The organism is Lentzea guizhouensis, assembly GCF_001701025.1.
GTDB classification, from domain to species: domain Bacteria; phylum Actinomycetota; class Actinomycetes; order Mycobacteriales; family Pseudonocardiaceae; genus Lentzea; species Lentzea guizhouensis.
On the sequence record NZ_CP016793.1, the window covers coordinates 2815290 to 2839066 of the forward strand.

At 69.4% G+C, this 23777-nt stretch carries 28 protein-coding genes and 1 tRNA gene; 11 read left to right on the plus strand and 18 right to left on the minus strand.

The window, feature by feature from the left end; all coding sequences use genetic code 11:
- Positions 1 to 53 precede the first annotated feature (53 nt).
- The 10 genes from BBK82_RS14080 to BBK82_RS14125 all read right to left on the minus strand — a co-directional run bounded on the left by BBK82_RS14080 (position 54) and on the right by BBK82_RS14125 (position 8959).
- Positions 54 to 959 carry a DUF4328 domain-containing protein gene (locus BBK82_RS14080; RefSeq protein WP_237048184.1) on the minus strand — a complete coding sequence of 302 codons (906 nt, stop codon included), beginning with the start codon at positions 957 to 959 and terminating at the stop codon, positions 54 to 56.
- 2 nt (positions 960 to 961) lie between these two features.
- Positions 962 to 1300, minus strand: coding sequence for a rhodanese-like domain-containing protein (locus tag BBK82_RS14085; RefSeq protein WP_083267949.1), 339 nt, complete (start codon positions 1298 to 1300; stop codon positions 962 to 964).
- A 60-nt stretch (positions 1301 to 1360) separates the two neighbouring features.
- A complete protein-coding gene (locus tag BBK82_RS14090) occupies positions 1361 to 2140 on the minus strand; it encodes a hypothetical protein (RefSeq protein WP_065915429.1) in 780 nt (259 codons plus the stop codon).
- Positions 2137 to 2622, minus strand: a complete 486-nt coding sequence (locus BBK82_RS14095; RefSeq protein ID WP_065915430.1) for a SigE family RNA polymerase sigma factor — start codon at positions 2620 to 2622, stop codon at positions 2137 to 2139. The genes BBK82_RS14090 and BBK82_RS14095 overlap by 4 nt, the downstream gene beginning before the upstream one ends.
- Positions 2623 to 2744: 122 nt before the next feature.
- Positions 2745 to 4337: a solute symporter family protein gene (locus BBK82_RS14100; RefSeq protein WP_065915431.1), complete on the minus strand. Its 1593-nt coding sequence runs from the start codon at positions 4335 to 4337 to the stop codon at positions 2745 to 2747.
- A complete protein-coding gene (locus tag BBK82_RS14105) occupies positions 4334 to 4684 on the minus strand; it encodes a DUF485 domain-containing protein (RefSeq protein WP_065915432.1) in 351 nt (116 codons plus the stop codon). The genes BBK82_RS14100 and BBK82_RS14105 overlap by 4 nt, the downstream gene beginning before the upstream one ends.
- A gap of 258 nt (positions 4685 to 4942) precedes the next feature.
- Complete coding sequence (locus tag BBK82_RS14110) at positions 4943 to 6742, minus strand: sodium/solute symporter (RefSeq protein WP_065915433.1); 1800 nt, start codon at positions 6740 to 6742, stop codon at positions 4943 to 4945.
- Position 6743: 1 nt separating this feature from the next.
- Positions 6744 to 7172: a hypothetical protein gene (locus BBK82_RS14115; RefSeq protein ID WP_065915434.1), complete on the minus strand. Its 429-nt coding sequence runs from the start codon at positions 7170 to 7172 to the stop codon at positions 6744 to 6746.
- Positions 7169 to 8023 carry a LytR/AlgR family response regulator transcription factor gene (locus BBK82_RS14120; protein WP_065921056.1) on the minus strand — a complete coding sequence of 285 codons (855 nt, stop codon included), beginning with the start codon at positions 8021 to 8023 and terminating at the stop codon, positions 7169 to 7171. Before BBK82_RS14120 ends, BBK82_RS14115 begins: the two co-directional genes overlap by 4 nt.
- Before the next feature lie 72 nt (positions 8024 to 8095).
- Positions 8096 to 8959 carry a S49 family peptidase gene (locus tag BBK82_RS14125; RefSeq protein ID WP_065915435.1) on the minus strand — a complete coding sequence of 288 codons (864 nt, stop codon included), beginning with the start codon at positions 8957 to 8959 and terminating at the stop codon, positions 8096 to 8098.
- 102 nt (positions 8960 to 9061) lie between these two features.
- On the opposite strand from BBK82_RS14125, the gene BBK82_RS51565 reads away from it, so the two are divergent.
- Entirely contained in the window at positions 9062 to 9229 is a 168-nt protein-coding gene (locus BBK82_RS51565; protein WP_166048541.1) for a hypothetical protein, read from the plus strand.
- A 232-nt stretch (positions 9230 to 9461) separates the two neighbouring features.
- Here the strand turns inward: BBK82_RS51565 and BBK82_RS14135 are convergent, their stop codons facing one another.
- Entirely contained in the window at positions 9462 to 10724 is a 1263-nt protein-coding gene (locus BBK82_RS14135) for a sensor histidine kinase (RefSeq protein WP_065915437.1), read from the minus strand.
- Between the two features lie 111 nt (positions 10725 to 10835).
- On the opposite strand from BBK82_RS14135, the gene BBK82_RS14140 reads away from it, so the two are divergent.
- The 3 genes from BBK82_RS14140 to BBK82_RS14150 are packed head-to-tail and all read left to right on the plus strand — an operon-like array spanning position 10836 to position 13530.
- Positions 10836 to 11543, plus strand: a complete 708-nt coding sequence (locus BBK82_RS14140; RefSeq protein WP_065921058.1) for a (Fe-S)-binding protein — start codon at positions 10836 to 10838, stop codon at positions 11541 to 11543.
- Entirely contained in the window at positions 11525 to 12949 is a 1425-nt protein-coding gene (locus tag BBK82_RS14145; RefSeq protein ID WP_065915438.1) for a LutB/LldF family L-lactate oxidation iron-sulfur protein, read from the plus strand. Before BBK82_RS14140 ends, BBK82_RS14145 begins: the two co-directional genes overlap by 19 nt.
- Complete coding sequence (locus tag BBK82_RS14150; RefSeq protein ID WP_154697309.1) at positions 12937 to 13530, plus strand: LutC/YkgG family protein; 594 nt, start codon at positions 12937 to 12939, stop codon at positions 13528 to 13530. The genes BBK82_RS14145 and BBK82_RS14150 overlap by 13 nt, the downstream gene beginning before the upstream one ends.
- Here BBK82_RS14150 and BBK82_RS14155 read toward each other — a convergent pair.
- The 3 genes from BBK82_RS14155 to BBK82_RS14165 form a co-directional block, all read right to left on the minus strand.
- Positions 13523 to 14389, minus strand: a complete 867-nt coding sequence (locus BBK82_RS14155; RefSeq protein ID WP_065915439.1) for an Fpg/Nei family DNA glycosylase — start codon at positions 14387 to 14389, stop codon at positions 13523 to 13525. The two genes, BBK82_RS14150 and BBK82_RS14155, sit on opposite strands and share 8 nt — an antisense overlap.
- A 15-nt stretch (positions 14390 to 14404) precedes the next feature.
- On the minus strand, positions 14405 to 14842 hold the full coding sequence (locus tag BBK82_RS14160) for a DUF983 domain-containing protein (RefSeq protein ID WP_065915440.1): 438 nt from the start codon (positions 14840 to 14842) through the stop codon (positions 14405 to 14407).
- Positions 14843 to 14914: 72 nt separating this feature from the next.
- Positions 14915 to 16237 (minus strand): sigma-70 family RNA polymerase sigma factor, encoded by a 1323-nt coding sequence (locus tag BBK82_RS14165; protein ID WP_237048185.1) that lies wholly within the window; start codon positions 16235 to 16237, stop codon positions 14915 to 14917.
- A gap of 159 nt (positions 16238 to 16396) precedes the next feature.
- Here BBK82_RS14165 and BBK82_RS14170 point away from each other — a divergent pair, with 159 nt between their 5' ends.
- Positions 16397 to 16795, plus strand: a complete 399-nt coding sequence (locus tag BBK82_RS14170; protein ID WP_065915442.1) for a DUF7674 family protein — start codon at positions 16397 to 16399, stop codon at positions 16793 to 16795.
- Between the two features lie 38 nt (positions 16796 to 16833).
- Positions 16834 to 16906: transfer RNA gene (locus BBK82_RS14175), tRNA-Gly, on the plus strand.
- Positions 16907 to 17055: 149 nt separating this feature from the next.
- Here BBK82_RS14175 and BBK82_RS14180 read toward each other — a convergent pair.
- Positions 17056 to 17961 (minus strand): S66 peptidase family protein, encoded by a 906-nt coding sequence (locus BBK82_RS14180; protein WP_065915443.1) that lies wholly within the window; start codon positions 17959 to 17961, stop codon positions 17056 to 17058.
- A gap of 110 nt (positions 17962 to 18071) precedes the next feature.
- Here BBK82_RS14180 and BBK82_RS14185 point away from each other — a divergent pair, with 110 nt between their 5' ends.
- The gene (locus tag BBK82_RS14185) at positions 18072 to 18500 is read left to right on the plus strand and encodes an OsmC family peroxiredoxin (RefSeq protein WP_065915444.1); all 429 of its coding nucleotides are present in this window, start codon (positions 18072 to 18074) and stop codon (positions 18498 to 18500) included.
- Here BBK82_RS14185 and BBK82_RS51570 read toward each other — a convergent pair.
- Positions 18475 to 19209, minus strand: a complete 735-nt coding sequence (locus BBK82_RS51570) for a cytochrome P450 (RefSeq protein WP_065915445.1) — start codon at positions 19207 to 19209, stop codon at positions 18475 to 18477. The genes BBK82_RS14185 and BBK82_RS51570 overlap by 26 nt on opposite strands.
- A gap of 70 nt (positions 19210 to 19279) precedes the next feature.
- Here BBK82_RS51570 and BBK82_RS51575 point away from each other — a divergent pair, with 70 nt between their 5' ends.
- Both BBK82_RS51575 and BBK82_RS55995 read left to right on the plus strand, forming a co-directional pair.
- Positions 19280 to 19423, plus strand: coding sequence for a hypothetical protein (locus BBK82_RS51575; protein ID WP_170067914.1), 144 nt, complete (start codon positions 19280 to 19282; stop codon positions 19421 to 19423).
- A 296-nt stretch (positions 19424 to 19719) separates the two neighbouring features.
- The gene (locus BBK82_RS55995) at positions 19720 to 20112 is read left to right on the plus strand and encodes a contact-dependent growth inhibition system immunity protein (protein WP_065915446.1); all 393 of its coding nucleotides are present in this window, start codon (positions 19720 to 19722) and stop codon (positions 20110 to 20112) included.
- A gap of 27 nt (positions 20113 to 20139) precedes the next feature.
- Here the strand turns inward: BBK82_RS55995 and BBK82_RS14200 are convergent, their stop codons facing one another.
- The gene (locus tag BBK82_RS14200; protein ID WP_065915447.1) at positions 20140 to 20634 is read right to left on the minus strand and encodes a hypothetical protein; all 495 of its coding nucleotides are present in this window, start codon (positions 20632 to 20634) and stop codon (positions 20140 to 20142) included.
- Positions 20635 to 20644: 10 nt separating this feature from the next.
- On the minus strand, positions 20645 to 22057 hold the full coding sequence (locus BBK82_RS14205) for an SdrD B-like domain-containing protein (protein ID WP_170067915.1): 1413 nt from the start codon (positions 22055 to 22057) through the stop codon (positions 20645 to 20647).
- A 121-nt stretch (positions 22058 to 22178) separates the two neighbouring features.
- Here BBK82_RS14205 and BBK82_RS48860 point away from each other — a divergent pair, with 121 nt between their 5' ends.
- Complete coding sequence (locus tag BBK82_RS48860; RefSeq protein WP_083267953.1) at positions 22179 to 22451, plus strand: hypothetical protein; 273 nt, start codon at positions 22179 to 22181, stop codon at positions 22449 to 22451.
- Positions 22452 to 22588: 137 nt separating this feature from the next.
- Positions 22589 to 23749, plus strand: a complete 1161-nt coding sequence (locus tag BBK82_RS14215; RefSeq protein ID WP_065915450.1) for a hypothetical protein — start codon at positions 22589 to 22591, stop codon at positions 23747 to 23749.
- Positions 23750 to 23777 lie beyond the last annotated feature (28 nt).

Genomic DNA, 23777 nt, shown 5'->3' on the forward strand with positions numbered 1-23777 from the left:
CAACCTGGCACCCGAGTCCGACGTCGGGAAGACCCCGGCGCGAACGGCGGGGGTCAGCGGGGCGAACCGGAGGCGCGGACGGCGCGCAGGGGTGGGGCGGGGGCGTCCTTGACCTCGAGGACGCGCATCAGCCGGACGGACGCGGCGTCGACCGGCAGCAGCAGCGTGGTGATCCGGCGGATCATCAGCGCGGTCGTCACCTGGACGCCGGCGAGCACCAGGTTGCCGAGCGCGTGCAGCAGGACGCCGTCGGCCTGGGCCTGGGTGCTGTCGCGCAGCATCCACAGCACCGTGATCACGAACAGCACGCCGGAGGCGGCCCACAGGCCCCACCACCACAGCAGCAGGCGGGAGGGGCGCGGGCGTTCGCCGGCGGGACGGCGGGCGACCGCGTGCTCCAGCTCGGCCAGCACGGAGCCGGGCACGACGAGGTTGACGCCGGGGACCAGCAGGCCGATCAGCGCGGACCGGTTCGATCGGGACGGGCCGTAGCCCACGATCGTCGCGGCCACGTTGCGCGCGCGACGCACCCACAGCACCGTGAACAGCAACGCGAGCGGCCAGCCGACCAGCAGGATCGCCGACGACGACACGACCATCGCGTCGGAGGTGTTGACGACGTTCACCGAGAGCGCGCCGAAACGGCTCATCGCGAGCAGCACGTACCGCCAGACCTCGGACAACGCCGCCCAGACCGCCACGAACGCGACCAGCCACAGCGTGTTCTGCGCGGTCCGGCCCAGCCGCCGCACCCCGTCGACGGAGTCGGCGCGCTCGGCGGTGTCGAGCACGGCCGTCGGCCAGCGCCACGCCAGCAGCGGGAAACCCCACCGCGGCGGCGCCGGGTACCTCGGCGGCCCGCCGTACCGGAGCCGCTGCGCCCGGCTCGCGGGCTGCGGGTACGCACCGGGTGGCGGTGTCGCGACCCAGTCCACGCGCATCGGCTGCAGCGGCTGCACGATCAGATGACCTCGGGTTCCATGCCGTCGACGCCGCCCTCGAGCGGGCGACCGTGGGCGTCCCAGTGCTGCATGCCGCCCTCGACGTTCACGGCCTCCCAGCCGTTCTCGTTCAGGTACTGCGTCACGCGGGCGGAACGGCCACCCGCCCGGCACACGACGTAGAGCTGCACGTCGTGTGGCACCTCGTCGAGCCGGGAGCCGATCTCGCTCATCGGGATGTGCAGTGCACCGGGGGCATGGCCGGCGTCCCACTCGTCCTGCTCGCGCACGTCCAGCAGGACGGCGCCCTCGGGCAGCTGGGCGGGAACGGCGGAGATCTCCACGCTGGGAACAGTCACACCGTAGATGGTGCCATGCCGGAGGTTGCACTTCCGTGAACCTCCGGCATGGCCGCATCCTCAGGACACCTCCGCGACGGCGGCCCCGAGCTTCACCAGCTCCACTTCGGACAGCGGCACCGTCTCGCGCGTGGGCCGGGCGCTCGTGCGCCCCGCGTTGACCTGCTCGACGCGGAACGCCAGCCGGTCGGCGCGGAAGACGTACAGGGCCTGCACCCGCAGCTCCTGCGACGGGGCTTCGACGGCAGGCGCGTACAGCTGGAACACGGTGCCGTCGGCGCTGGTGAAGCGCCTGGTCGCGGCACACGTGCCGGTGGCCCACCGCGCGCTGTCCGCCGCCGCGGCGGGATCGCCCTCGAAGCGGGCCAGCGCGAACCGCAGGCTTCCGACGCCCTCGCCGTCGCGGACGTCGATCCGGAAGGCCGTGCGGTCGCCGCGGTGGACGCCCGCGAGGTTGGTGGCCTCCCCCACGAGCTCCAAGCCGGCGACCCGGTTGGGCAGCACATCCTGCGCCGAGTGCCGCCAGGCCTGCATCTGGGTGGTCGAGGGCAGGAAGTTGTCCATCCTCCGCGCCACCTCCGGCTGCGGACCGGCCTCGCCGCAGCTCACCTGCGGCCAGTCGGCGGGAGAGGCGACGAGCGGCAGCTCGGGTTCGGCCGCTCCCGTCCAGGCGACACCACCGATTCCGACCGCCGCCACCACGGCCAGCACGCCACCCGCGAGCCCGGCCCGGCGCACGGCCACCCGGCGCCTGCCGCGCCGCAGCACGTCGTCCAAGGTCGTGACCGGTGGTGGCGCCGGCCCGTCAAGAGCTCCGCGCAGCTCGTCTTCGATCGTCATGAGGCACTCTCCGCGTTGACCGGCTCGCCGTACGCCTCGCGGAGCGTCGCCAAGCCTCTGGCTGTCTGGCTCTTCACGTTGCCCTCGGAGCAGCCCAGCTCGGCGGCGGTCTGCTCGATGGACAGGTCGTGCACGAAACGCAGCACCAGCGCGGCCCGCTGCTTGGGCGGCACCTGCTGCAGTGCCGCGTGCAGGCGGGCGTCGGGGTCGTCGAAGCCGCCGCCGACACCGACGTCGGGGAGCTCGGCGACGGGTCGTTCGCGGGCGCGGCGGCTGTTGATGAACAGCCGCGTCACGATCGTGCGGACGTACGCCTCCGCGGTCTCGCGCCGGACGCTCGGCCACTTCGCGTAGGCACGCACGAATGCGTTCTGTGCGAGCTCCTCGGCCTCCGACCAGTCGCCGCACAACGCGTAGGCCGTGCGCCGCACCCAGTCGAACCGGCTGGTGAAGAACTCCGAGAACTCCTCGTCCCGTCGCACTCCCGGTCCCCCATGCTCGTGCTGCGTTCACGTCCAATACACAGCAGGCACCGGCAGGGTTGCACGGACGCGGAACGGGCCGCCCCGGAAATCCAGGACGGCCCGTTCGGCAGAGCGACGAGCTAGTGCGCGATCGCCTTCTCGGCGCCGGCACCGGTGAGGGAGCGGACCTCCATCTCGGCCTGCTTGGCCGGGTCGCCCTTGTCCTTCGACAGGATCGTGCCGATGTAGCCGAGCAGGAACGCCACCGGGATCGAGACGATGCCGGGGTTCGACAGCGGGAACAGGTCGAAGTCGGCGTTCTTGAACATCGAGGTCGGCGTGCCGGAGACGGCGGGCGACAGGATGATCAGCGTGATCGTCACGACCAGACCGCCGTAGATGCTCCACAGCGCGCCGGAGGTGTTGAACCGCTTCCAGAACAGCGAGTAGAGGATCGTCGGCAGGTTGGCCGACGCCGCGACCGCGAACGCCAGCGCCACGAGGAACGCGATGTTCTGGCCGTTGGCGATGATGCCGCCGCCGATGGACACGAGACCGATCACGATCGCGGTGAGGCGGGCGACCTTGACCTCGGAGTCCTTGTCCTCCGCCTGGCCCTTCTTGATGATGTTGGCGTAGATGTCGTGTGCGAACGACGCCGACGCCGTGATCGTCAGACCGGCCACCACGGCGAGGATCGTCGCGAACGCGACCGCCGCGATCAGGCCGAGCAGGATCGGGCCACCCAGTTCCAGCGCGAGCAGCGGAGCGGCCGAGTTGGCCTTGCCGGGAGCCGCGTTGATCTTGTCCGGGCCGACCAGCGCGCCGGCGCCGTAGCCCAGGACCAGGGTGAACAGGTAGAAGATGCCGATCAGCCAGATCGCCCACACGACCGAGCGACGTGCTTCCTTCGCCGTGGGCACGGTGTAGAAGCGCATCAGGATGTGCGGCAGACCCGCGGTGCCGAGCACCAGGGCGAGCGCCAGCGAGAGGAAGTCGAGCTTGCTGGTGTCGGTCTTGCCGTACTGCAGGCCGGGGCCGAGGAGCTTCTCGCCCGCCTTCGGGGCGGCGTCGACCGCGGCACCGAGCAGGGAGGAGAGGTTGAAGCCGTACTTGCCGAGCACCCAGACGGTCATGATGCCGGCACCGGCGATCAGCAGGACCGCCTTGATGATCTGCACCCAGGTGGTGCCCTTCATGCCGCCGATGAGGACGTAGGCGATCATCAGGGCGCCGACCACGGCGATGACCAGGGCCTGGCCACCGGTGCCCGTGATGCCGAGCAGCAGGGCGACGAGGCCACCGGCACCGGCCATCTGGGCCAGCAGGTAGAAGAACGAGACCGCCATGGTGGACGTGGCGGCGGCGGCGCGGACCGGGCGCTGGCGCATCCGGAAGCTCAGCACGTCGCCCATCGTGTACTTGCCGGTGTTGCGCAGCAGCTCGGCGACCAGCAGCAGCGCGACGAGCCACGCCACCAGGAAGCCGATCGAGTACAGGAAGCCGTCGTAGCCGTTGAGGGCGATGGCGCCCGCGATGCCGAGGAACGACGCGGCCGACAGGTAGTCACCGGCGATCGCGATGCCGTTCTGCGGACCGGTGAACGCGCGGCCGGCGGCCAGGTAGTCCGCGGCGGTCTTCGTGTTGCGGCTCGCCCTGATCACCACGACGAGCGTGGCGATGACGAAGACGCCGAAGATGCTGATGTTGAGGATCGGGCTGGACTCGTTCACTTGCCGTCTCCCTCGATCTCGTTGCGGAGCTTCTCCGCCAGCGGGTCGAGGTTCTTGTTCGCGTGCCGCACGTACAGCGTCGTGATGACGAACGTCGACACGAACTGCAGCAGGCCGAAGATGAGCCCGACGTTGATGTTGCCCAGCACCTTGGTGGACATGAAGCCGTGCGCGTAGTCCGCGAGCAGCACGTAGAGCAGGTACCACGCGAGGAACAGGCCCGAGACGGGGAAGACGAACTTGCGCAGCCGGTGCTTCAGCTCGACGAAGTCGTCACTGGCTTGGACGTCGGCCCACTTCTGCGCGTCTGGGGCCGACTCAGACGGGGTGTGATCGACGGTGCTCACAGGCCCCTCCTCGCGGTACTCGTCGTGGGTGTCAGCAACGTGACGTGCACGTAATGCCTCCAGGTGCGGTCCGTTCTTGGTCGAGAACCGTATGGAGACTTGAGTCACTCAGGTAAGGCCCCGTTCGTGGCCATGCGCCAAGCAGTCGGGTGATGCGACGAACGGTCAGTATGCGTAGACGAAGGGCACTCTGCGTGACGGCAATCACCGTTCACCGATTCGAGTGACTAATTTTCACCCATTTGAAACGCTGGCTACTCAGCGTGTTTGACCGGCTGCTTTGCGCTTGTCAGCGGCCATCCTGGCCTTCTCCTCCGCGGTCCCGAACCGGGCGATGTCGCGGTCGCGGATGAACCCGAGCGGATCGGGCGCGTGCAGCCGCAGCAGGATCTGGCTGACGTCGGCTGGTACGCGCCTGCGGGTCGCCTTGCTGACGACGATCATGGTCACGAACGCGATCGGCACGGTGATCAGCGCTGGTTGGGTGAACACGGCGGGCGCCCAGCGGCCGGTGTAGGAGCTGATCACGCTGACCACCTGGGCGGTGATGACCAGGCCGCCGCCGACGACCAGACCGCACACGGCGCCGACCCAGGTGAGCCCGCGCCACCAGATCCCGAGGACCAGGAGCGGGCAGAAGGTCGACGCGGCGAGCGCGAACGACATGGCCACCGTGAGTGACGCATCGGAGCGCGGCAACAGCAGGGCAAGACCGATCGCGACGAGTCCGGTGAACACGGTTGCCCACCGGAAGTCACGAACCTTGCCCGGCATGATGTCCGTCGAGACCACCCCGGCGACCGACACGACGAGCCCGGAGGAGGTCGACAGGAACGCCGCGAACGCGCCCGCCGCGACGATCGCGCCGAGGATCTGCCCGCCCAGGTTCGGCACCATCGTCTCCGGCAGCATCAGCACCGCCGCGTCGGTCTTGCCGTTCACCAGCAGCTGCGGCAGGTACAGCCGGGACAGCACGCCCAGCACCGTCGGGAAGATGTAGAACAGGCCGAGCAGGTACAGCACGTGCAGCGCGGTCCTGCGCGCCGCCTTGCCGTCCGGGTTGGTGTAGAAGCGGACCAGGACGTGCGGCAGGCCCATCGTGCCGAGGAACGTCGCGAAGATCAGCGAGTACGTCTTGAAGAGGTCGGACAGGCCGCCGGTCTGCGGGCGCAGCCAGTCGCGGTTGGTCGTGGGCGACCCCTCGACCACCGGCACCGGGTCGCCCGCCTCGAACTCCATGGTCGTGCCGGGGCTGAGCTCGTAGACGCCGCGGCTCCAGTACACCGCCCCGTTCGCGTCCCTGCCGTCGATCTGGCCGCGCACCACCAGGTCCAGCGGCACGTCGACGCGGACCTTGATGTCCTGCTCGGCCACGGTGATCGTCTCGGCCGCGGGGAACCGGAGCCCGCCCTCGTCGCTGATCGGCTGCGTGCCCCGGTCCGGCGAGGCGAGGAACACCACGAACAGCACGAACGTGGGCGCGGCGATCGCGAAGAGCTTGCCCCAGTACTGGAACGCCTGCACGAGCGTGATCGCGCGCATGCCGCCGCCCAGCACGTTGACCACCACGATGACCGTGACGATCAGCCCGCCGAACCACGCGGGCAGCCCGGTGATCGTCGTGAGCGTCAGACCCGCCGACTGCAGCTGCGGCACCAGGTACAGCACGCCGATGCAGACCACGAAGAACGTGCTGAAGTGCCGCACGTTCACCGACCCGAGCCTGGCCTCGGCGAAGTCCGGCAGCGTGTACGCACCGGAACGCCGCAGCGGTGCCGCGACGAACAGCAGCAGGGCGAGGTAGCCCGCGGTGAAGCCGATCGGGTACCAGAGCGCGTCGATGCCGTCCTTGAGCACCAGCCCGGCCACGCCGAGGAACGACGCGGCGGACAGGTACTCGCCGGAGATCGCGGCGGCGTTGCGGGTCGCCGGGATCGACCGCCGCGCCACCAGGAAGTCCGGCGTGGTGTTGGCGGTGCGGGACCCGACGTAGCCGAGCAGGAACGTCACCAGTGCGACGGCGACGATGGCGCTGAGGCTCCAGATGGTGGCGTTCACGTCAGCGGTCGACCATGTTCACGAAGTCGCGCTCGTGCCGTTCGGCCTGCCGGCGGAAGACCCAGCCGACCGCGTAGAGCGCGGGGAAGGGCGCCAGGCCGAGCAGCAGCCAGGGGACGCCGATGCCGAGCACCTCAAGGTCCCCGATCGCGGGGAACAGGTAGAAGGTGATGGGCAGCAGGCACATCCCGACCAGCACCGCGAAGGCGAGCCCGAACGCGGACCGCAGCTGCGTCTTGATGAGGTCGCGGATCAGCTTCTCACCGACGCTGGTCTGCTCCTCCAGCTCGATGATCGTGCGCGGTACCTTGCCGCGCGCCTTCGTCGAGTCCGCGAGCACCACCCTGCGCCTGCGCGGCTTGCGGGCCTGCTCACCGAGCCAGGCCTCGCGGGCGGCCTGCTCGGGCTTTCCCGCGTCGTGCCTGCTCACCAGCCGCTCTTCGGCGGTCGCACGATCCGTTCCTTGAGCTCCTTGGTGTGCCTGCGGCTGACCGGGAGCTCCTTGGCGCCCTCACCGGTGCCGATCACGACCGCGTAGCCGTTCGCCGTCATCCGCAGCTCGCTCACCAGCGGCAACGCCACCAGGTACGAGCGGTGGATGCGCACGAAACCGGCGTTCGCCCAGCGTTCCTCCAGCTGCGCTAGCGGGATGCGCACCAGGTGGCTGCCGTCCTGCGTGTGCAGCCGGGCGTAGTCGCCCTGCGCCTCGACGTACCGCACGGACGCGCGCGGCACGAGCTTGATGGTACCGCCGAGCTCGACGGGGATGACCTCGTCGTCACTCGGCTCCGCCGCGTTGGGCGCCGCCGCGGCGGTCGCCATCGGTGCCGAGGACCTGCCCACCCGGTCGGCGACCCGGGAGATGGCCTTGAGCACGCGCTCTTCGTTGATCGGCTTGTTGATGAAGTCGAGCGCGCCGACGTCGAACGCCGTGACGAGCGCGTCCCGCTCCTCCACCCCCGTGACGAACACGAGCGCCGGCGGGTACCGGAACGCACTCAGCACCCGCGCGAGATCCATGCCCGAAAGGCCGGGCATGTTGATGTCCGCGAACACCGCGTCGACCGGCGGCAGGCCGGCCTTGGTGCGCGCCATCACCTCTTGCTCGTAGTCACCCCTCAGGATGCGCAGCGCCTCCGCGGCGTCGAACGCCGTCAGCACGCGCCGGATGTGAGGACTGCTCTCGAGGAGGAACTTGATCTCACTCAGGCCAGGAGCCTCGTCATCGACTGCGAGGACGAGGAGACCGGCGTTGTCTTGAATGCTCACTGTGTCGGGCATCTTGCCCACCAATGTGCGGTCATGTCTACGCCGGGGCGGGCCTCGACACGCCCGGTGAAACCGAACTGATGCTCAGAGCCCGAATCGGGACCAGCGCGCACGTTCTTCGAGGCTCGCCAGCACCTGCGTCACGAGATCCCCCGATCGGGTGGTGGCACCGGTCAGCCCCAGCTTGGCGAGCAAGGGCCTGCGCGGTTCTGCGACCGTCAGCTCGGCGTCCGGGAAGCGCTTGGCGAGCACGGACCGGATCGTGCCGATGCCGTCCACCAGGCCGAGCTCCACGGCCTTGGCCCCGGTCCACACCTCACCGGTGAAGAGCTCGTCGTCCGCGGCCTTGAGCTTGGCGCCGCGGCGTTCCTTGACCCACGCCTTGAACTGCTCGTGCAGGTCCGCGTGCAGGCCCTTGAGCCACTCGACGTCCTCAGGCTTCTCGGCCTGGAACGGGTCGAGCCGCACCTTGTTCTCGCCGGCGGTGTAGACGCGGCGCTCGACGCCGGCCTTGTCCAGCAGGCCGTTGAGCCCGAACCCGGCGCTGACCACGCCGATGGACCCGACGAGGCTCGTGCCGTGCGCGTAGATCTCATCACCGGCACACGCCAGCCAGTACCCGCCGCTGGCCGCGACGTCCTCGCAGAACGCGAGCACCGGCACGTGCTTCTTGGTCGCGAGCTCCCGGATCCGCTCGGCGACGAGGGCGGACTGCGTGGGCGCGCCACCAGGTGAGTTGATGAGCAGGGCCACCGCGATCAGCCGCTCGTTGTCGAACGCCCGGTTGATCGCTGTTTCCACGTTCTGGAGGCTGATCGTGTTGCGGGCCACCGGCGACGACTGCGGGGTGATCACGCCGTGCAGCCGCACAGCGGCGACCACCGGCGGACGCTCACCCCGGTCCATGACCCGCGGAAGTCGGGCCGCGATCTTGTCCGTGACGCTCATGTACTCGACAGTACGTGCGTTTCGCGGTCACGCGGGAGCTTGACCATGCGCAGGTTGCTCCCGCGTGACGTGGAACACGTGTCACCGGGTTACAGTCGGCAGGTGACGTTCAACCCCATCCGCTGGCTCGAACGCTATGTCGAGTGGTGGGATGACCGGGGCAGGCAGAACGCCGCCGGACCGACGCCGATGCACATCTACTGGATGTGGGTGAGCTGGAGCGTGTGCGCCGTCGTGCTGATCACGACTCTGGCGGTTGCGGCACGCTGACCTGCACGGTCACTCAGCACTTGCAGCTGGAGTAACCCTTCGCGGTGCACTTGATGCAGACGCGGACGCGCTCGGGTGCTCGTTGTTCCTGCAATTGATGTTGCCCTTAACTCCCGGCCGGCACCTGTTGACTCAAATGACCGGCTGTTCATTGGTCAACACCACAATCGGCAGGATCACGGGCGGGGTTGATGGATGGTTGTGAACGCAAGTTCCGGGGTGCGCCCGCCGCTCAGGCGCGGATCGCGGGCTGTTCGTTCGTCATCGGCTCGTCGGTCATCTGCGAGCCGATGTTGAGGTTCGGCAGGACGTTCCGCGCGAACTTCGGCACCTTCAGGATGACCTTGGTGCCCGCGTTCGGGGCCGTCTCCACGACCAGCGCGTACTCGGCGCCGAACACCGTGCGCATGCGGTCGTTGATGTTGCCGATGCCGACGTGGGCGCCGGTCTGGTGCGCGTCCTTGATGTCGTCCAACCGGTCGGGGTCCATGCCGACGCCGTCGTCCTCGACGCTGATCAGGGCCTCGTTGCCGTTGTCCTCGGCGGTGATGGTGAGCATGCCGCCGCCGGGTTTCCTGGCGAGGCCGTGGCGGACGGCGTTCTCGACCAGCGGCTGCAGCACGAGGAACGGCAGGACGACCTGCAGGACCTCGGGGGCGATCCGCAGGCGCACGTTCAACCGCGACCCGTACCGGGCCTGTTCGATGGTCAGGTAGCGGTGGATGTTCGTGAGCTCGTCGGCCAGCGTCGTGAACAACCCGTCCGTGCGGAACGAGTAGCGGGTGAACTCGGCGAACTCCTGCAGCAGCTCGCGGGCGTGGGCCGGGTCCGTGCGGATCAACGACGAGATGGTGTTCAGGGCGTTGTAGACGAAGTGCGGGGAGATCTGCGCGCGCAGCGCCTTGACCTCGGCCTGGGCCAACGCCTGCCGCTGCTTCTGGACGACCTCCAGCTCGAGCTGGGTCGAGACGAAGCGGGCGGTCTCCTCGGCCATGCGGATCTGGCGCTTGGAGGCGACGCCGCTGACGACGATCAGGGTGCCGGCCACCTCGCCCTCGACAACCAGCGGGACCACGACGACGCTGTGCAGTGAGCACGGGCCCTGCAGCTCGCAGCCGAGCTTGCGGTGGTCGACGTGTTCCTTGTGGCCGGTGTTGATGGCGCGGGCGACGGTGTCGCGGAGGTACTCGTAGTGGTCGTTGGCGCCGCCGTCCCAGGAGAGGACGGTGCCCTCCTCGTCGGTGATGGCGACCGCGACGCAGCGCAGCATCTCGCGCAGGTGGGGCGTGGCCTTGTCGGCGGCCTCCTGGGTCAGGCCCGCGCGGAGGTCGCTCGACGCCTTGGACATCCGGTCGAGCATGTCCATCACAGCATCCTCGACGGAGGTGCTGACGCGTCGAGCGCGGCACAGCATCACGAAGAGGCCGAGAACGGCCAGGGTCGCGATGACACCGAGCACGGCGCGCTCGGTCAACAGGTCGCCCACAGGGCACATGCTGTGCTGTGGGACGCCCCTATAGCAAGAGGCGTGCCCGGCGTACGCCCGTACGGTCCACCGGTCCGGGTAGACATCCGATGAATTTGGGGAGAGGGTGTGCGCGTGAAAGTGGCCCTGTTCGCGACCTGCCTGACCGACACCTTCTTCCCGTCGACGGCGCGGGCTGTCGTCCGTCTGCTGGAAAGGCTCGGCTGTTCGGTCGACTTCCCGCTTGAGCAGACGTGCTGCGGCCAGATGCACTTCAACACCGGGTACCGGGACCACGCCCGGCCGTTGGCGCGGAAGTACACCGACGTCTTCATGGGCTACGACCACGTCGTTGCGCCATCCGGGTCATGTGCGGGCATGGTCCGGGAGGTCCACCCCACGCTCGGCACGTCTCCGCCGCGCACGTTCGAGCTGGCCGAGTTCCTGGTCGACGTGCTGGGAGTGACGGACGTCGGCGCCTGGTTCCCCCACCGAGTCACCTACCACCCCACGTGTCACTCGCTGCGCATGCTGGGCGTCGGTGACAAGCCGCTGGCGCTGCTCAGGGCGGTCAAGGGACTCGATCTGGTGGAACTGCCCGACGCGACGCACTGCTGCGGCTTCGGCGGCACGTTCGCGGTGAAGAACGCCGAGACGTCCACGGCGATGCTGGCCGACAAGATGCGGTGCGTGCTCGACACCGGCGCCGAGGTGCTGTCCGCCGGTGACAACTCCTGCCTCATGCACATCGGCGGCGGCCTGTCGCGGCTGCGCACGGGCGTCCGGCCGGTGCACCTGGCGGAGATCCTGGCTTCGACGGAGGAGGACCCGTGGCGCGCAACCCCGTGACGTGGCTGGGCAGTCCGACGTTCCCCAAGGCGGCCAGGGTGGCGTTGAACGACACGCAGCTGCGGCAGAACCTGCGCAAGGCCACCGGGACCATCCGCGGTCGCCGGGCGGCGGCGGTCGCCGAGATGGACGACTGGGAGCAGCTGCGGGTCGCCGGCGAGCAGGTCAAGGACGACGTGCTCGCGCGGCTGGACACGCTGCTGGTCCAGCTGGAGGAGTCGGTCACGGCCCGCGGCGGCACGGTGCACTGGGCGCGCGACGCCGAGGAGGCCAACCGGATCGTCCTCGACCTGTGCCGCGCCGAGAACGCGACCGAGGTCGTCAAGGTCAAGTCCATGGCCACCGCAGAGATCGGCCTGAACGAGGCGCTCGAAGCCGGTGGCGTGCACGCGGTCGAGACCGACCTCGCCGAGCTGATCGTGCAGCTCGGCGACGACCGCCCGTCGCACATCCTGGTGCCGGCGATCCACCGCAACCGCGCGGAGATCCGCGAGATCTTCCAGCGGCGCATGGGCGTCGAGGTGTCGGACGAGCCCGCCGACCTCGCCGAGGCCGCCAGAACCTACCTGCGCGAGAAGTTCCTCACCACGAAGGTCGCGATCTCGGGCGCGAACTTCGCCGTCGCCGACAGCGGGTCGATCGTGGTGCTGGAGTCCGAGGGCAACGGCCGGATGTGCCTGACCCTGCCGGACACCCTGATCACCGTGATGGGCATCGAGAAGCTCGTGCCGACGTGGCAGGACCTCGAGGTCTTCCTGCAGCTGCTGCCGCGTTCCTCCACCGCGGAACGCATGAACCCGTACACGAGCGTGTGGACCGGTGTGACGCCCGGCGACGGCCCGCAGCGGTTCCACCTGGTGCTGATCGACAACGGCCGCACCGCGACGCTGCAGGACTCCGTTGGGCGCCAGGCACTCCGGTGCATCCGGTGCAGTGCGTGCCTGAACGTCTGCCCGGTCTACGAACGCACCGGCGGCCAGTCCTACGGCTCGGTCTACCCCGGCCCGATCGGCGCGATCCTCACGCCGCAGCTGGTCGGTGACATGCACGACCCGCAGGCGGCGTCGCTGCCGTTCGCGTCGTCGTTGTGCGGCGCGTGCTTCGAGGTCTGCCCGGTGCGGATCGACATCCCGTCGGTGCTCACCCACCTGCGGGCGGAGGTCGTGGAAGCCAAGGGGCGCACCGCGGAGTCGGTCGCGATGGCGGCCGCCGCGTGGGTGTTCGGCTCGGCGTCGCGCTACGAGAAGGCGCAGAAGGCCGGGGCGCTCGCGCGTTTCCTGGCCAGGGACGGGAGGATCACGTCATTGCCGTGGCCGGGTTCGAAGTGGACGTCCTCACGCGACGTGCCCGCGCCGCCTGCCCAGTCGTTCCGCGCGTGGTGGAAGGAAAACCGTTGCCAGAAGTAGCCGGCACCGCCGCCCGAGAAGAGATCCTCCGACGCATCCGCGACGCGCGTGTGCCCGCCGCCGCGCCGGTCGTGCGCGGGTACCACCGCGAAGGGCCGGGCGGGGTCGAGCTGTTCGCCGAACGGGTCGCCGACTACCGGGCGGTCGTGCGCGTGGTGACCGACGTGCCCGAGGCGCTGTCCTCTTTGCGCGGCAAGGACGTTGTGGCCCCTGACGACGTACCGGACGAGTGGCTCGTCGACGGCGTGGGGTGGTTGCGCGAGCCGTTGTCGATCGGGGAGCTGGACCGGGCGGACGGCGTGCTGACCGGGTGCGCGGTCGCGATCGCGGACACCGGCACGATCGTCCTCGACGGCGGCGTGGCCCAGGGACGGCGCGCGCTGACGTTGCTGCCGGACTACCACGTGTGCGTGGTGCGGGCCGACCAGATCGCCGGCTCGGTGCCGGAAGCGCTGGCACGGCTGCAACCCACGCGGCCGCTGACGTTCATCAGCGGCCCGTCGGCGACGAGCGACATCGAGCTCAACCGGGTGGAGGGCGTGCACGGCCCGCGCGTCCTGGAGGTCCTGATCGTCACTTGAGCAGGCGCGACATCCGGCGGTCGGCCAGCGGCTTGCCGCCGGTCTGGCACTTCGGGCAGTACTGGAACGCCTTGTCCGCGAAGGACACCTCGCGCACGGTGTCGCCGCACACCGGGCACGGCAGCCCGGTCCGCGCGTGCACCCGCAGGCCGGAGCGCTTCTCGCCCTTCAGCCTGGCCGCGTCCTGGCCCACCGAGCGGGCGACCGCGTCCGTCAGCGTGCTGATCATGGCCTCGTGCAGCCGGTCGAGCTGGTCCTCGTCGAGACGCCCGGCCGTGGCGTACGGCGAGAGACGGGCCAGGTGCATGATCTCGTCGGAGTAGGCGTTGCCGATGCCCGCGATCAGGCTCTGGTCGGTCAGCGCGGTCTTCAGCCGCTCGGTGCGCTTGTGCAGCAGGTCCTCGAGGTGCGTGCGGGAGAGCTGCAACGCGTCGGGGCCCAGGCGGGCGACCGAGGCGATGGTCTTCGGGTCGCGCACGATCCACGCGGCGAGCCCCTTCTTGGTGCCCGCCTCGGTGAGGTCGAAGCCGGGCCCCTGTCCGGGTGGGCCGAGGTGCACGCGCAACGCCAGCGGGCCGCGCCCCTGCTTGGGCGGTGGGGCAGCCATGGTGTCCGCCCACCGCAGCCACCCCGCCCGCGCGAGGTGCACGACCAGGTGCAGGCCGTCGGCGACCTCCAGGTCGAGGTGCTTGCCGTGCCGGTGCGCGGCCACGACCTCCTGGCCGTGCAGCGCGGTCCACGGCGGGTCGAACGTCTTCAGCACCTGGAGCGACGCCACGTCGACGCGGTGCACAGTGCGGCCGACAGCGTGTTCACGCAGGTGGTGAACCAGTGCTTCTACCTCTGGTAGCTCGGGCACCGGTCCAGTGTCGCATCAGTCGACGGGTTGCAACGGACCTTCGACGTCGGGCAGCGAGTGCATCTCGATCGTCCTCGCGACCCTGGAGGCCTCCTGGCGCACCGCCAGCGGCCCGCGGACCTGGCCGATCCAGCGCTCCGGCGGCAGCTCGTCGGCGGTCGCCTTGCTCTCCGCGACCAGCGTGTGCGGCCGGCGCAGCGCCCAGCGGACCGGGAAGAACAGGAACAGGAAGATCAGCGCGAGGATCAGCCACGCGGGCACGACGACCTGCTCCGGCGTCCACGCGATCAGCACGACCGTCATCACGAGCAGCAGGCCGGCCATCATGATGCCCGGCAGCGCACCACCGCTGACGTCGTGCTCGAAGTCGTCTGAAAGCACCGGGTTGCGCCACTCGATGCGGCTGTGCACCGTCCACATCCGCCCGTCCGCACCGCGCACCAGCCGCGTCATGACACCGTCTCCCACGCTCAGTCGGTCTTGGTGAAACCGTACCGGTCCCGGGGTGAGCCTTGTGGGTGAACCTCAGTCGGTCTGCGGTTTCGGGTAGAGCGTGATCGTCGTCGACGTCGTGGGCGGTGGTGGCGGCGGGTAGCACGGCGACGAGCTGGACGGGGGCGCCGGGGACGTCGAGGACGGCGTGTCGAGCGACCTGATCCCGGTCCCCGGTGCCGTCGTCCCGACCTCGGAGGAGTCCGGCGCCGACCACCCGGTCACCGGCTCCGCGCGTTCGGTCGCCGTCTCCCGCTCCTGCTCGGTGGCGGGCGGCGGGGCGGACGTCGTCCTGCGCACCGTCTCGGGACCGGGACGGTGCCCGGCGGGCGCGATCGCGTTCTCCCGCTGCCGCGGCTGGGGCTGCTCGGTGGCGGGCGGCACCTGGAGGAGCTCCTGGCCGTGCCCGCTGGTCGTGCCGGAGGGGACCGACTGGACCACCGGGTTCTGGTCGGGTTGCAGCATCGCCACGCCCGGCCCGTCGGAGAACACCGTCGCGACGGTGCCGACCAGGCCGATGGTGGCGATCGAGGCCGCCGCGACCGCGAGCTTCGCCTTGCCGAGGAGCACCTTGCCCGCGAACGCGAGCCCGAGCGTGGACGGCACGATCAGGAACGCCGCGTTGGCCCGCAGCGTCGCGCAGACCTCGTTGAGCTCGGTGTGGAGCTGTGAGCAGGACGAACAGGTGTCGAGGTGGGCGCGGATCCGGCGTTGTTCGACGCCCTGGACCCCACCCGCGGTGTAGGTGCCGAGCTTGGCCCTGATGGCGGCGCACGACGAACGCCCGTCGTCCACGGCGAGGTGGGCCTGCAGGTAGGCCGCCCGCAGCCCTTCACGCGCACGCCGCGCCAACGCCGACATGGCGTTCGGCGACAGCCCGAAGTGCGGTGCCACGGAGGCCGGGCGCTCACCCTCGACCTCGACGCGCCACAGCACGACCCGCCAGCGTTCCGGCAGGCTGGAGAAGGCACGGGTGATGAGGTTGTGCTCGGCGCGCTTGGCGGCGTTGTCGGCCACCGGCTCGGCCCGCCTGCTCAGCTCCTCGTCCTCGACCGGAACGTCCCGCCGCCTGCCGCTCCACTCCCACGCCACCCGGCGCGCGACGGTGAGCAGGTACGTGCGCACGTGGTCGGTGGGCCCGCTGCCGCGGCGGATCGCCTGCAGCATGCGGAAGAACGACTCGGCGGTGAGGTCGTCGGCTTCGGCCGCGTCGCGGACGTGCCTGAGTGAGAAACGGCGGATCGCGTCCGCGTGCCGGGAGAACAGTTCGCCGTAGGCCGAGTCGTCTCCGTCGCGCACCCTGGCGAGCAGGTCCCGGTCGACCTCGTTCTCGTCGACCATCACAAGGCTCAACATGCCACAAGGGGCCAGACCTGCCCCTGGATGAGAACAGGTCGATATACAAGACCACCCGATCGATGTGAGCTGATCAGCGCAACGCTTTCGGTGACGAGACGGTCACAGGTGGGCGTCGGGCCGTCGGAGTACGAAGATCCACCGGCTACCGTTGCCCCCGTGGTGGACTGGCGAGAACGAGCGACGGCACTGATGCCGGAACTTCGCGATGTCGCCATGACCGAGGAGTGGTCCTGCCACGTCTTCTTCTCCGAGCTGTCGCAGCTGGCCATGGAGGCGCACCGCGAGCAGGACGACGACGTGCTGCGGCGCGCGTACGGCTTCGCGCACTGGTGCTTCCACCAGCCCGAGCAGTTCCTGGAGAACGCCGCGCTGGTCAGCTTCTACGAGCACGTGTTCGACGACTGGGACCTGCGCGAGGAAGTCGCGGCCTGGCTGCCGGTCGACGTGCTGCCCAAGGTGCGGGCGCTGTGGGAGTGGCGGTGGCCGAAGGAGCAGCTGGACGAGGTGGACCAGCTGTTGGCCGGGTTGCAACCCCCCGGTCGAGACGCGGTTTAGAGCTGTTGTATAGTTCTCCACGTACGACAGCAAGACAGGCGGATGTAGCGCAGTTGGTAGCGCATCACCTTGCCAAGGTGAGGGTCGCGAGTTCGAGTCTCGTCATCCGCTCAACGCAGGACGGCTCATGCTCATCAAGAGCATGAGCCGTTTTGCGTTTCGCCATGATTTTGGGGGCCAAGCCCCCAGACCCCCAGGCAGCTGTCGAGGATCGGCGACCGCAGAGCCGCCCCCGAGCGAGCCGGTCCCCGCGTCCAGAATCAGACGACCGCAGGGCCGACCTCGAGCGTGCCGACCTCCGTGTCGAGTTCCGCGAGCGGGCCCAACGGGATGGACAGCGGGTTGTCGCCGTGGCCGGCGTCGATGCCACCGAGCACCGGCACGCCCAACGCCGACAACCGGTCGCGCAGCACGTCGACGACCGTCCAGTCGCGGTCGACGTAGTCCTCGAACCCGGTGAACCGGCCCAGTGCCACGCCGCGCAGCCCCCGCAACGAGCCGGAGCGCATCAGCTGGGTCAGGTGCCGGTCGACCTGCCCGAGCCCGACCGCCCGCGGTTCCTCCAGGAGCAGGATCGCGCCGGCCAGGCTCGGCAGCCCGGCGCCGACGGACCAGGCGATCGTGCCCAGGTGACCGCCGACGAGGTGGCCCACGGCCTTCCCCGGCACCTCGACCGCCGCCGTGAGCGCGTGCCGATCCCGGTGCAGCTCAACGGGTTCGCTCTCCATCAGCAACGCCCGCGTCGAGGCGGCGGAACGGTCGCCGGCCAGGCACCCGTGCACGCCCGTCACCCGGCACTCCCGCCAGACGGCGAGGTGCAGGTTGGTGATGTCGCTGAACCCGACCAGCGGCTTGGGGTCGGCGCGCACGGCGGCGAAGTCGATCCCGTCCGCGATTCGATAAGCACCCGCACCGCCCAGTGTGGCGATCACAGCGCGCACGCCGGGGTCGCGGTAGGCGTCGTTGAGGTCGGCCAAGCGGTCGGCGTCGTGGCCGGCCATGTACCCGTGGCGGTCCATGGCGTGTGGCGCGATCTCGACGACGAGGCCCCAGCTCTCCAACGTGCGCACCGACTCGGCGAGCAGGTCGGCTGACGGGTAGCTGGCCGGCGACACGAGCCGGACGCGGTCGCCGGGCTGAAGGCGTGGTGGGCGCAGGACGTCCATGTCCGGAGACTCTGTCAGTCCGCCACGTGGTTCTCGGGGTGATCGCCGGGCGATCACGTGGAAAGGTGGTCACTGTTCTTCCGCATCGAACTGACAAGGACCTGGAGATCATGGCCATCACTCAGACGGCAAACGCGCACTGGGAAGGCTCTCTCGTCGAGGGCAAGGGCAATGTCGCCCTCTCCACGTCGAACAGCGGCAGCTTCGACATCGACTGGAAGGCGCGTGCCGAGGAGGCCGGCGGCAAGACCAGCCCCGAGGAGCTCATCGCGGCGGCGCACTCGTCGTGCTACTCGATGGCGCTGTCGCACGGGCTCACCGGTGCGGGCACGCCGCCCACCTCGATCGACACCAAGGCCGAGGTCTCGTTCAAGGCGGGCGTCGGCATCACCGGCATCCACCTGACCGTGCGCGCCAACGTGCCGGGCCTCTCGCAGGAGGACTTCGTCAAGGCCGCCGAGGGCGCCAAGGCGAACTGCCCGGTCTCCAAGGCGCTCGCGGCCGTCGAGAACATCACGCTGGACGCCGCCCTGGTCTGAACCGCAGCTCCGCGGGACCGTGGCTGATCAGGTGCCTGCGGAGGCGCACGGGCTGCTCGACCACCTCGAAGGAGCGGTCGAGCAGCTCTTCGGCGACGATCCGGCCGGTCAGCCTGGCCAGGTGGGCGCCGAGGCAGTAGTGCGGGCCGTGGCCGAACCCGAGGTGGGCCGGCACGGCGGGGCGGCCGGGGTCGAAGTCCTCGGTGAACGCGCGCGGGTCGCGGTTGCCGGCCGCGAAGTCGAGGAACAGGTGGTCGCCCTCGGCGAGTGCGGTGCCGCCGACCGACACCGGGCACGTCGCCGTGCGGAAGAAGCCGATCAACGGCGCGTCCAGGCGCACGACCTCCTCCACCACGCCGCCAAGCCGGCGTTCGCGCCGGTCGAGGCGCAGCAGCAGGCTGGACAGCAGGTTCGTGGTCGACTCGGTGCCCGCGACGACGAGGCCCAGGCAGAGCGAGAGCCGTTCCTGTTCGGACAGCTGACCGCCCTTGAACACGTCCGAGCGGCCGAAGTAGGCGCAGAACTCGTGCATGGCGGCGAAGTACGACCCGAGCACCCGCTCGCTGACCTCCTCACCGCTGGTCAGCTCCAGCACCGGCGTCACGAACTCGCGGAACAGCGGGAAGTCCGCGTCCGGCACGCCGAGCACGTCGCCGATGACGCCCAGGGTGAGCGGCGCCGCGAACTCGCTCACGAAGTCGGCTTCCACCGGGAGTTCGTCGAGCAGTGAACGCGCGCGATTTCGAATTGTGTCAGCCATTCGGCGCACGGCCGTCTGAGTGAATTTGTACGTGGCCGCGGCACGGATTCTGGCGTGCCTGGTGCCGTCCGTGGTGTTGATCGAGTACATCAACTCCAGCAACCGCCGCTGCTCGGGCGGCAACACGGCAGCGACCGACGCCACCTGCGGTCCTGTCGCGTGACGGGACGAGAAGGTCACCGGATCAGCGAGAACTGCACGCAGTTCGGCATAGGCGGTGACGCGCTGGGCGTTGATTCCCGGATCGAATTCCATTGAAGTATCTTGTCCCGTTTCCGGCCTTTGCCGGGGGCTGACGACAGGACCAATGACGTGATCCTCCGGCTGCTCGGACCGCTCGAACTCACCGGTCCGAACGGAGCAGTTCCGTGAACGCCTGTGGGTCCCGTGCAGTCGCCAATGCCGAACCGTTGCCTTCGTCGGCCCACTAGTCGTGACTTCTGCGGGCACCATTGGTGCGTGGACCGCGGAGAGACGCTCGCGCGCCTGAGCGACGACGACTGGCTGAGACCGGACTCGTCGTCCACCCAGCTCTACCGGGACCTCTGCGCGTTGCGGCAGCTGCCCGTGCGGGAGCTGACGCCGACGTCGTTGCACCTGCTGGTCACGCACCAGGTCGGGCTCGACGTGACGGCACTGCTGGCGCTGGAACACGTGGAGGCGGACCCGCTGCGGTCGGTCGCGCTCTACCCCGGCGACCTGCTCGCCGCGCTGCTGCGGGTGGACCACTCGTTCTGGGCGGACCACCCGGCGTTGCTGGACCGGATGTCCGGTGTGCTGGACCGGCTGCGCACGTTGCCGGACGGCGACTGGCAGCTGCTCGTGACGGCAGCGGACCAGTTCCCCGGCTAGGGCCTGGCTCGCTGTCACAGGGCGTGATCAACGTGACGGCCACAAAAGTCCGACTGCGTAGAAAACTCCCGGTTTGCTTGACCCGATCGAGTGAACCCGATAGGCAATCCGAGTGTTGGCGGCGATGAGCGGGCCGGGGAGGCTCGCAACCGGTGCGCTCATCGGCGCCGTGGTTGCGGCGTTTACCGTGATGGGACCGCTTTTCGGATCTTTCGCCGCCGGTGGTTCCGGCCCCTCGTCCGGGGGCCCCGCGGTCCAGGTCTCCCTCGTCGACGTCCCTTCGCTGATGCCGACGGAGACCGGGACACCATCACAGACAGTGTCATCGTCGTCCTCGACATCGTCGTCATCCACGTCGTCCTCTTCTTCTGCCAAGACGACGACTACGACGACCTCGACGAGCCAGGCCGTCACCACGACAACGACGACCACCACGACGACGAAACCGCCGGCTCCCACCACGACGACCACGCGGCCGCGGCCTACTACTACGACCACGACCACGCGGCCGTGCGGGATCATCTTCTGCTGATCAGGCCGGGACGACCTGGATGGTCCACCCGTTCTGGCACCAGTCGGTGCAGTCACGTGCGACGACCTGCCACTGCGAGACGACTCGGTACCCGTCCGCCACGACGTCGTAGCGTCCGGCCGGGATGTCGCGGAAGTACGCCCGGCCGTCCGGGGCCTCACCCGCGGCCGTGCCGACGATCGCGCCGGTCTTGGGGTCCTTGAGGCTGAACGGGACACCGGTGAGGCGCTCGCCGTCGTTCATCCAGCCGTCGCCGTTGGTGTCGACGAAGATCGAGCCGTTGGTGTCGGTCCGGCGGTTGCCGACCTTCACGTAGTCGGCCACCTTCGGAAAGCCTTCTGCCAGCAACTCGTCGGCGCCGAAGTCGCAGTTGACGTTGGTGAAGCCGTAGCTGGACGCGTCCGGCGAAACCGTTCCCGTGTAGCCGAAGACACGGCTCTGACCGGCGGGAACCGTTGCGCCGGAACCGTTGTAGTCGAGCTCGCCGAGGTCGAGCCGCACGTGCGGGCCTTCGCCGGAGCGGTTGCAGCCCGCCTTGATGCCGGTGAGGTCGGTCGTGCCGGTGTTGGTGAGGGTGAACTCGACACCGATCGGGCCGTTGTCGACGTGCTCGGTGGTGGTGAACCTGAGTGACGACGACAGCTGGTCGGTCAGCGGCCGCACCGCCTGGTGACGCAGGTCCGACGTGGAGCCGCTGCCGTCAACGGCGTGCATGTCCGAGCTGTACCGGACCACCCAGCCACCCGGCAGCCCGTACAGGCCGACACCCCACATCGCGCGCTCGAGCTCGGTGAACGCGTACCGGCCGTCCGCACCGGTCGTGGTCTCGCGGTTGCCCCCACCCCGGGACGCGATGATCTTGGCGCCCGCGAGCCCCTCACCGGCGTCCAGCGTGCCGTTGCCGTTGGCGTCACCCCACACCACGCCGCTGAGCGTGCCGGTCCTGGTCGGCTCGACCACGCCGATCTGCGCCGGCGCGGCGTCGTTCCACGGGTTGGCGTCGTTCTTCGAGCCGACCCGCACGTTGAACTTCGAGTCGCCCGCGTACTGGTAGAAGACGCCCTTGAGCGTGAACGTCCGCGACGCCCCGGCGGCCAGCGTCAACGTCGACGGCTGTCCCCACGGCGGCTGCAGCCCGTCCCAGTCGGCCGAGTTGATCGACAGGTGCGACCCCGACACGGTCTCGTAGTGGGCCCGGACCTCGGTGGCCTCCGCGTTGCCGATGTTGGTGACCGTGAGCTGGAGCGGCACGGTCTGGCCGAGCAGGTACGGCCCGCCCAGCACCTGGACGGTCGCTGTCACGTCAGGGCCCTCGGCGGCCTGCGCGGTGCCCTGGACGGACAACGCGCACACCGCGGTGGCGGCGAGCACGGTGAACCTGCGCGCGAAGACGCGCGCCGAATTTGCGGACAAGAAAAGACTCCCCAGCCTTCAACGCCACCGCTCCCCCAATGTCGCGGTGGCTGCCGGCACCGACGCTAGGGCGTGGCCGGACCGTGGGACAAGGTCCGTCGGAGGTACATCTCGTCGCGCCGTGCCGGAGCTGGACGGCGGCGTCGACCAGGTTCTTGTCGGTGCGGATCATCGCCGGGGTGACCTGGTCGAGGCAGGCGGCGATCAACGCGTCATGGCTCGGCACGTCGTCGTCGAGCCAGAACAGGAGCTCGGGACGGGTGTCGTCCTCCCCATGGGCAAATCCAGCGATCTCACACTGTGCGGCCACGTCGAGAAACGCGCCGAGAATCATGATCGGCACAGCCGCCCGGTGCGCCAGTCGGTGCATCCGGAACAGCCGTACGTCTCCTGATAGCTACGAGACGATAACTGCATCGGTGGTCGGTCAGGATCGATTCGTGCTGAGCAACTACCCTCAGCCCGAAGTCTCTCGTGAGCAGGTGCGACAATGGCGCGGTTTCAGGATGCACGCGTCAGCAGGGGGCTACTGTGAGTTGGCAGGACGAGCTGCAGAAGCTCGACGCTGAGTTGGCGAGCGGGCGCGTGTCCGCCGATGAGTACCGCCAGCGCCGCGACGCGATATTGGCGGGCAACACCGGCGCGGGCGCTGGTGCGCCGGCTGGTGGCTCGTTCCCCCCTCCCGTCCGCTGGCAGGCGGTGCCGCCGCCGGAGCCGGAGAAGACGCAGTACATCGCCCCGGTGCAGCCGCCCGCGCAGGCGCAGCCCCAGCAGAACTCGGACAAGACGCAGGTCGTGTCCGTCAACGGTGGCGGTCAGCAACAGCAGCAGCAGAACCCGGACGCGACCCAGGTCGTGCCCGGCAGCGGTGGCTTCCCGCAGCCCAACTACGGCGGTGGCCAGTTCCCGCAGGCCGGCGGCTGGCAGCAGCAGGGTGGTGGCGCCGGTGCACCGCCGCCGTGGGTGACCGACCAGGACTCCTACTCGACTCCGTCCTGGAACCAGGGTCCCGAGGTCTTCGACTCGGCCGCTGAGTCCTCCGGCAAGGGCAAGAAGATCATCGGCATCGTGATCGTCGTGCTGCTCGTCGTCGGTCTCGGTGTTGCCGGGTTCTTCTTCTTCACCAGCAAGAAGGACAACGAGGCGCAGACGCCCACAAACCAGACCTCCACGTCAGCCACGCCGACCAGCAAGCCCGTTCCCGAGCCGCCCGCCCAGAAGCCGGACGCGGGCGCGACCGCCGACTCGATCTTCAGTCCGCTGCCCGGCACCGAGCGTCCCGGCGGTGGCCAGTTCGACCTGGCGCGGATGGCCGCCCAGAAGCTGATGACCGGCAAGACGACCGAGGCGCTGAACGCCGGCGCGATGACCGAGGCCACGCTGTCGACCACCATCGACGGCAAGAACACCGTCAGCATCATGGCGATGTCGGTCGCGGACCAGACCGCCGCGGGCAAGGTCGTCGCCGCGTACTTCCAGGACCAGGCCGCGCTGAAGGAGAACAAGGACCTCGGCTACAAGGGCGTCAAGGTCGTCACCGACCCCGCCAAGAAGGTCATGCGCGCCGCGTACGTCTACTACAACAAGGCCGTCATCGTCGAGGTGTTCACCAGCGACGGCGGTTCGGTCGAGGAGTCGTTCAAGGAGCTCCTGAAGAACCAGCTGGAGTTCGCACCGCCGACCGTGCGGTGACCGCGAACTGAGAAAGGGCCCTGAGGCG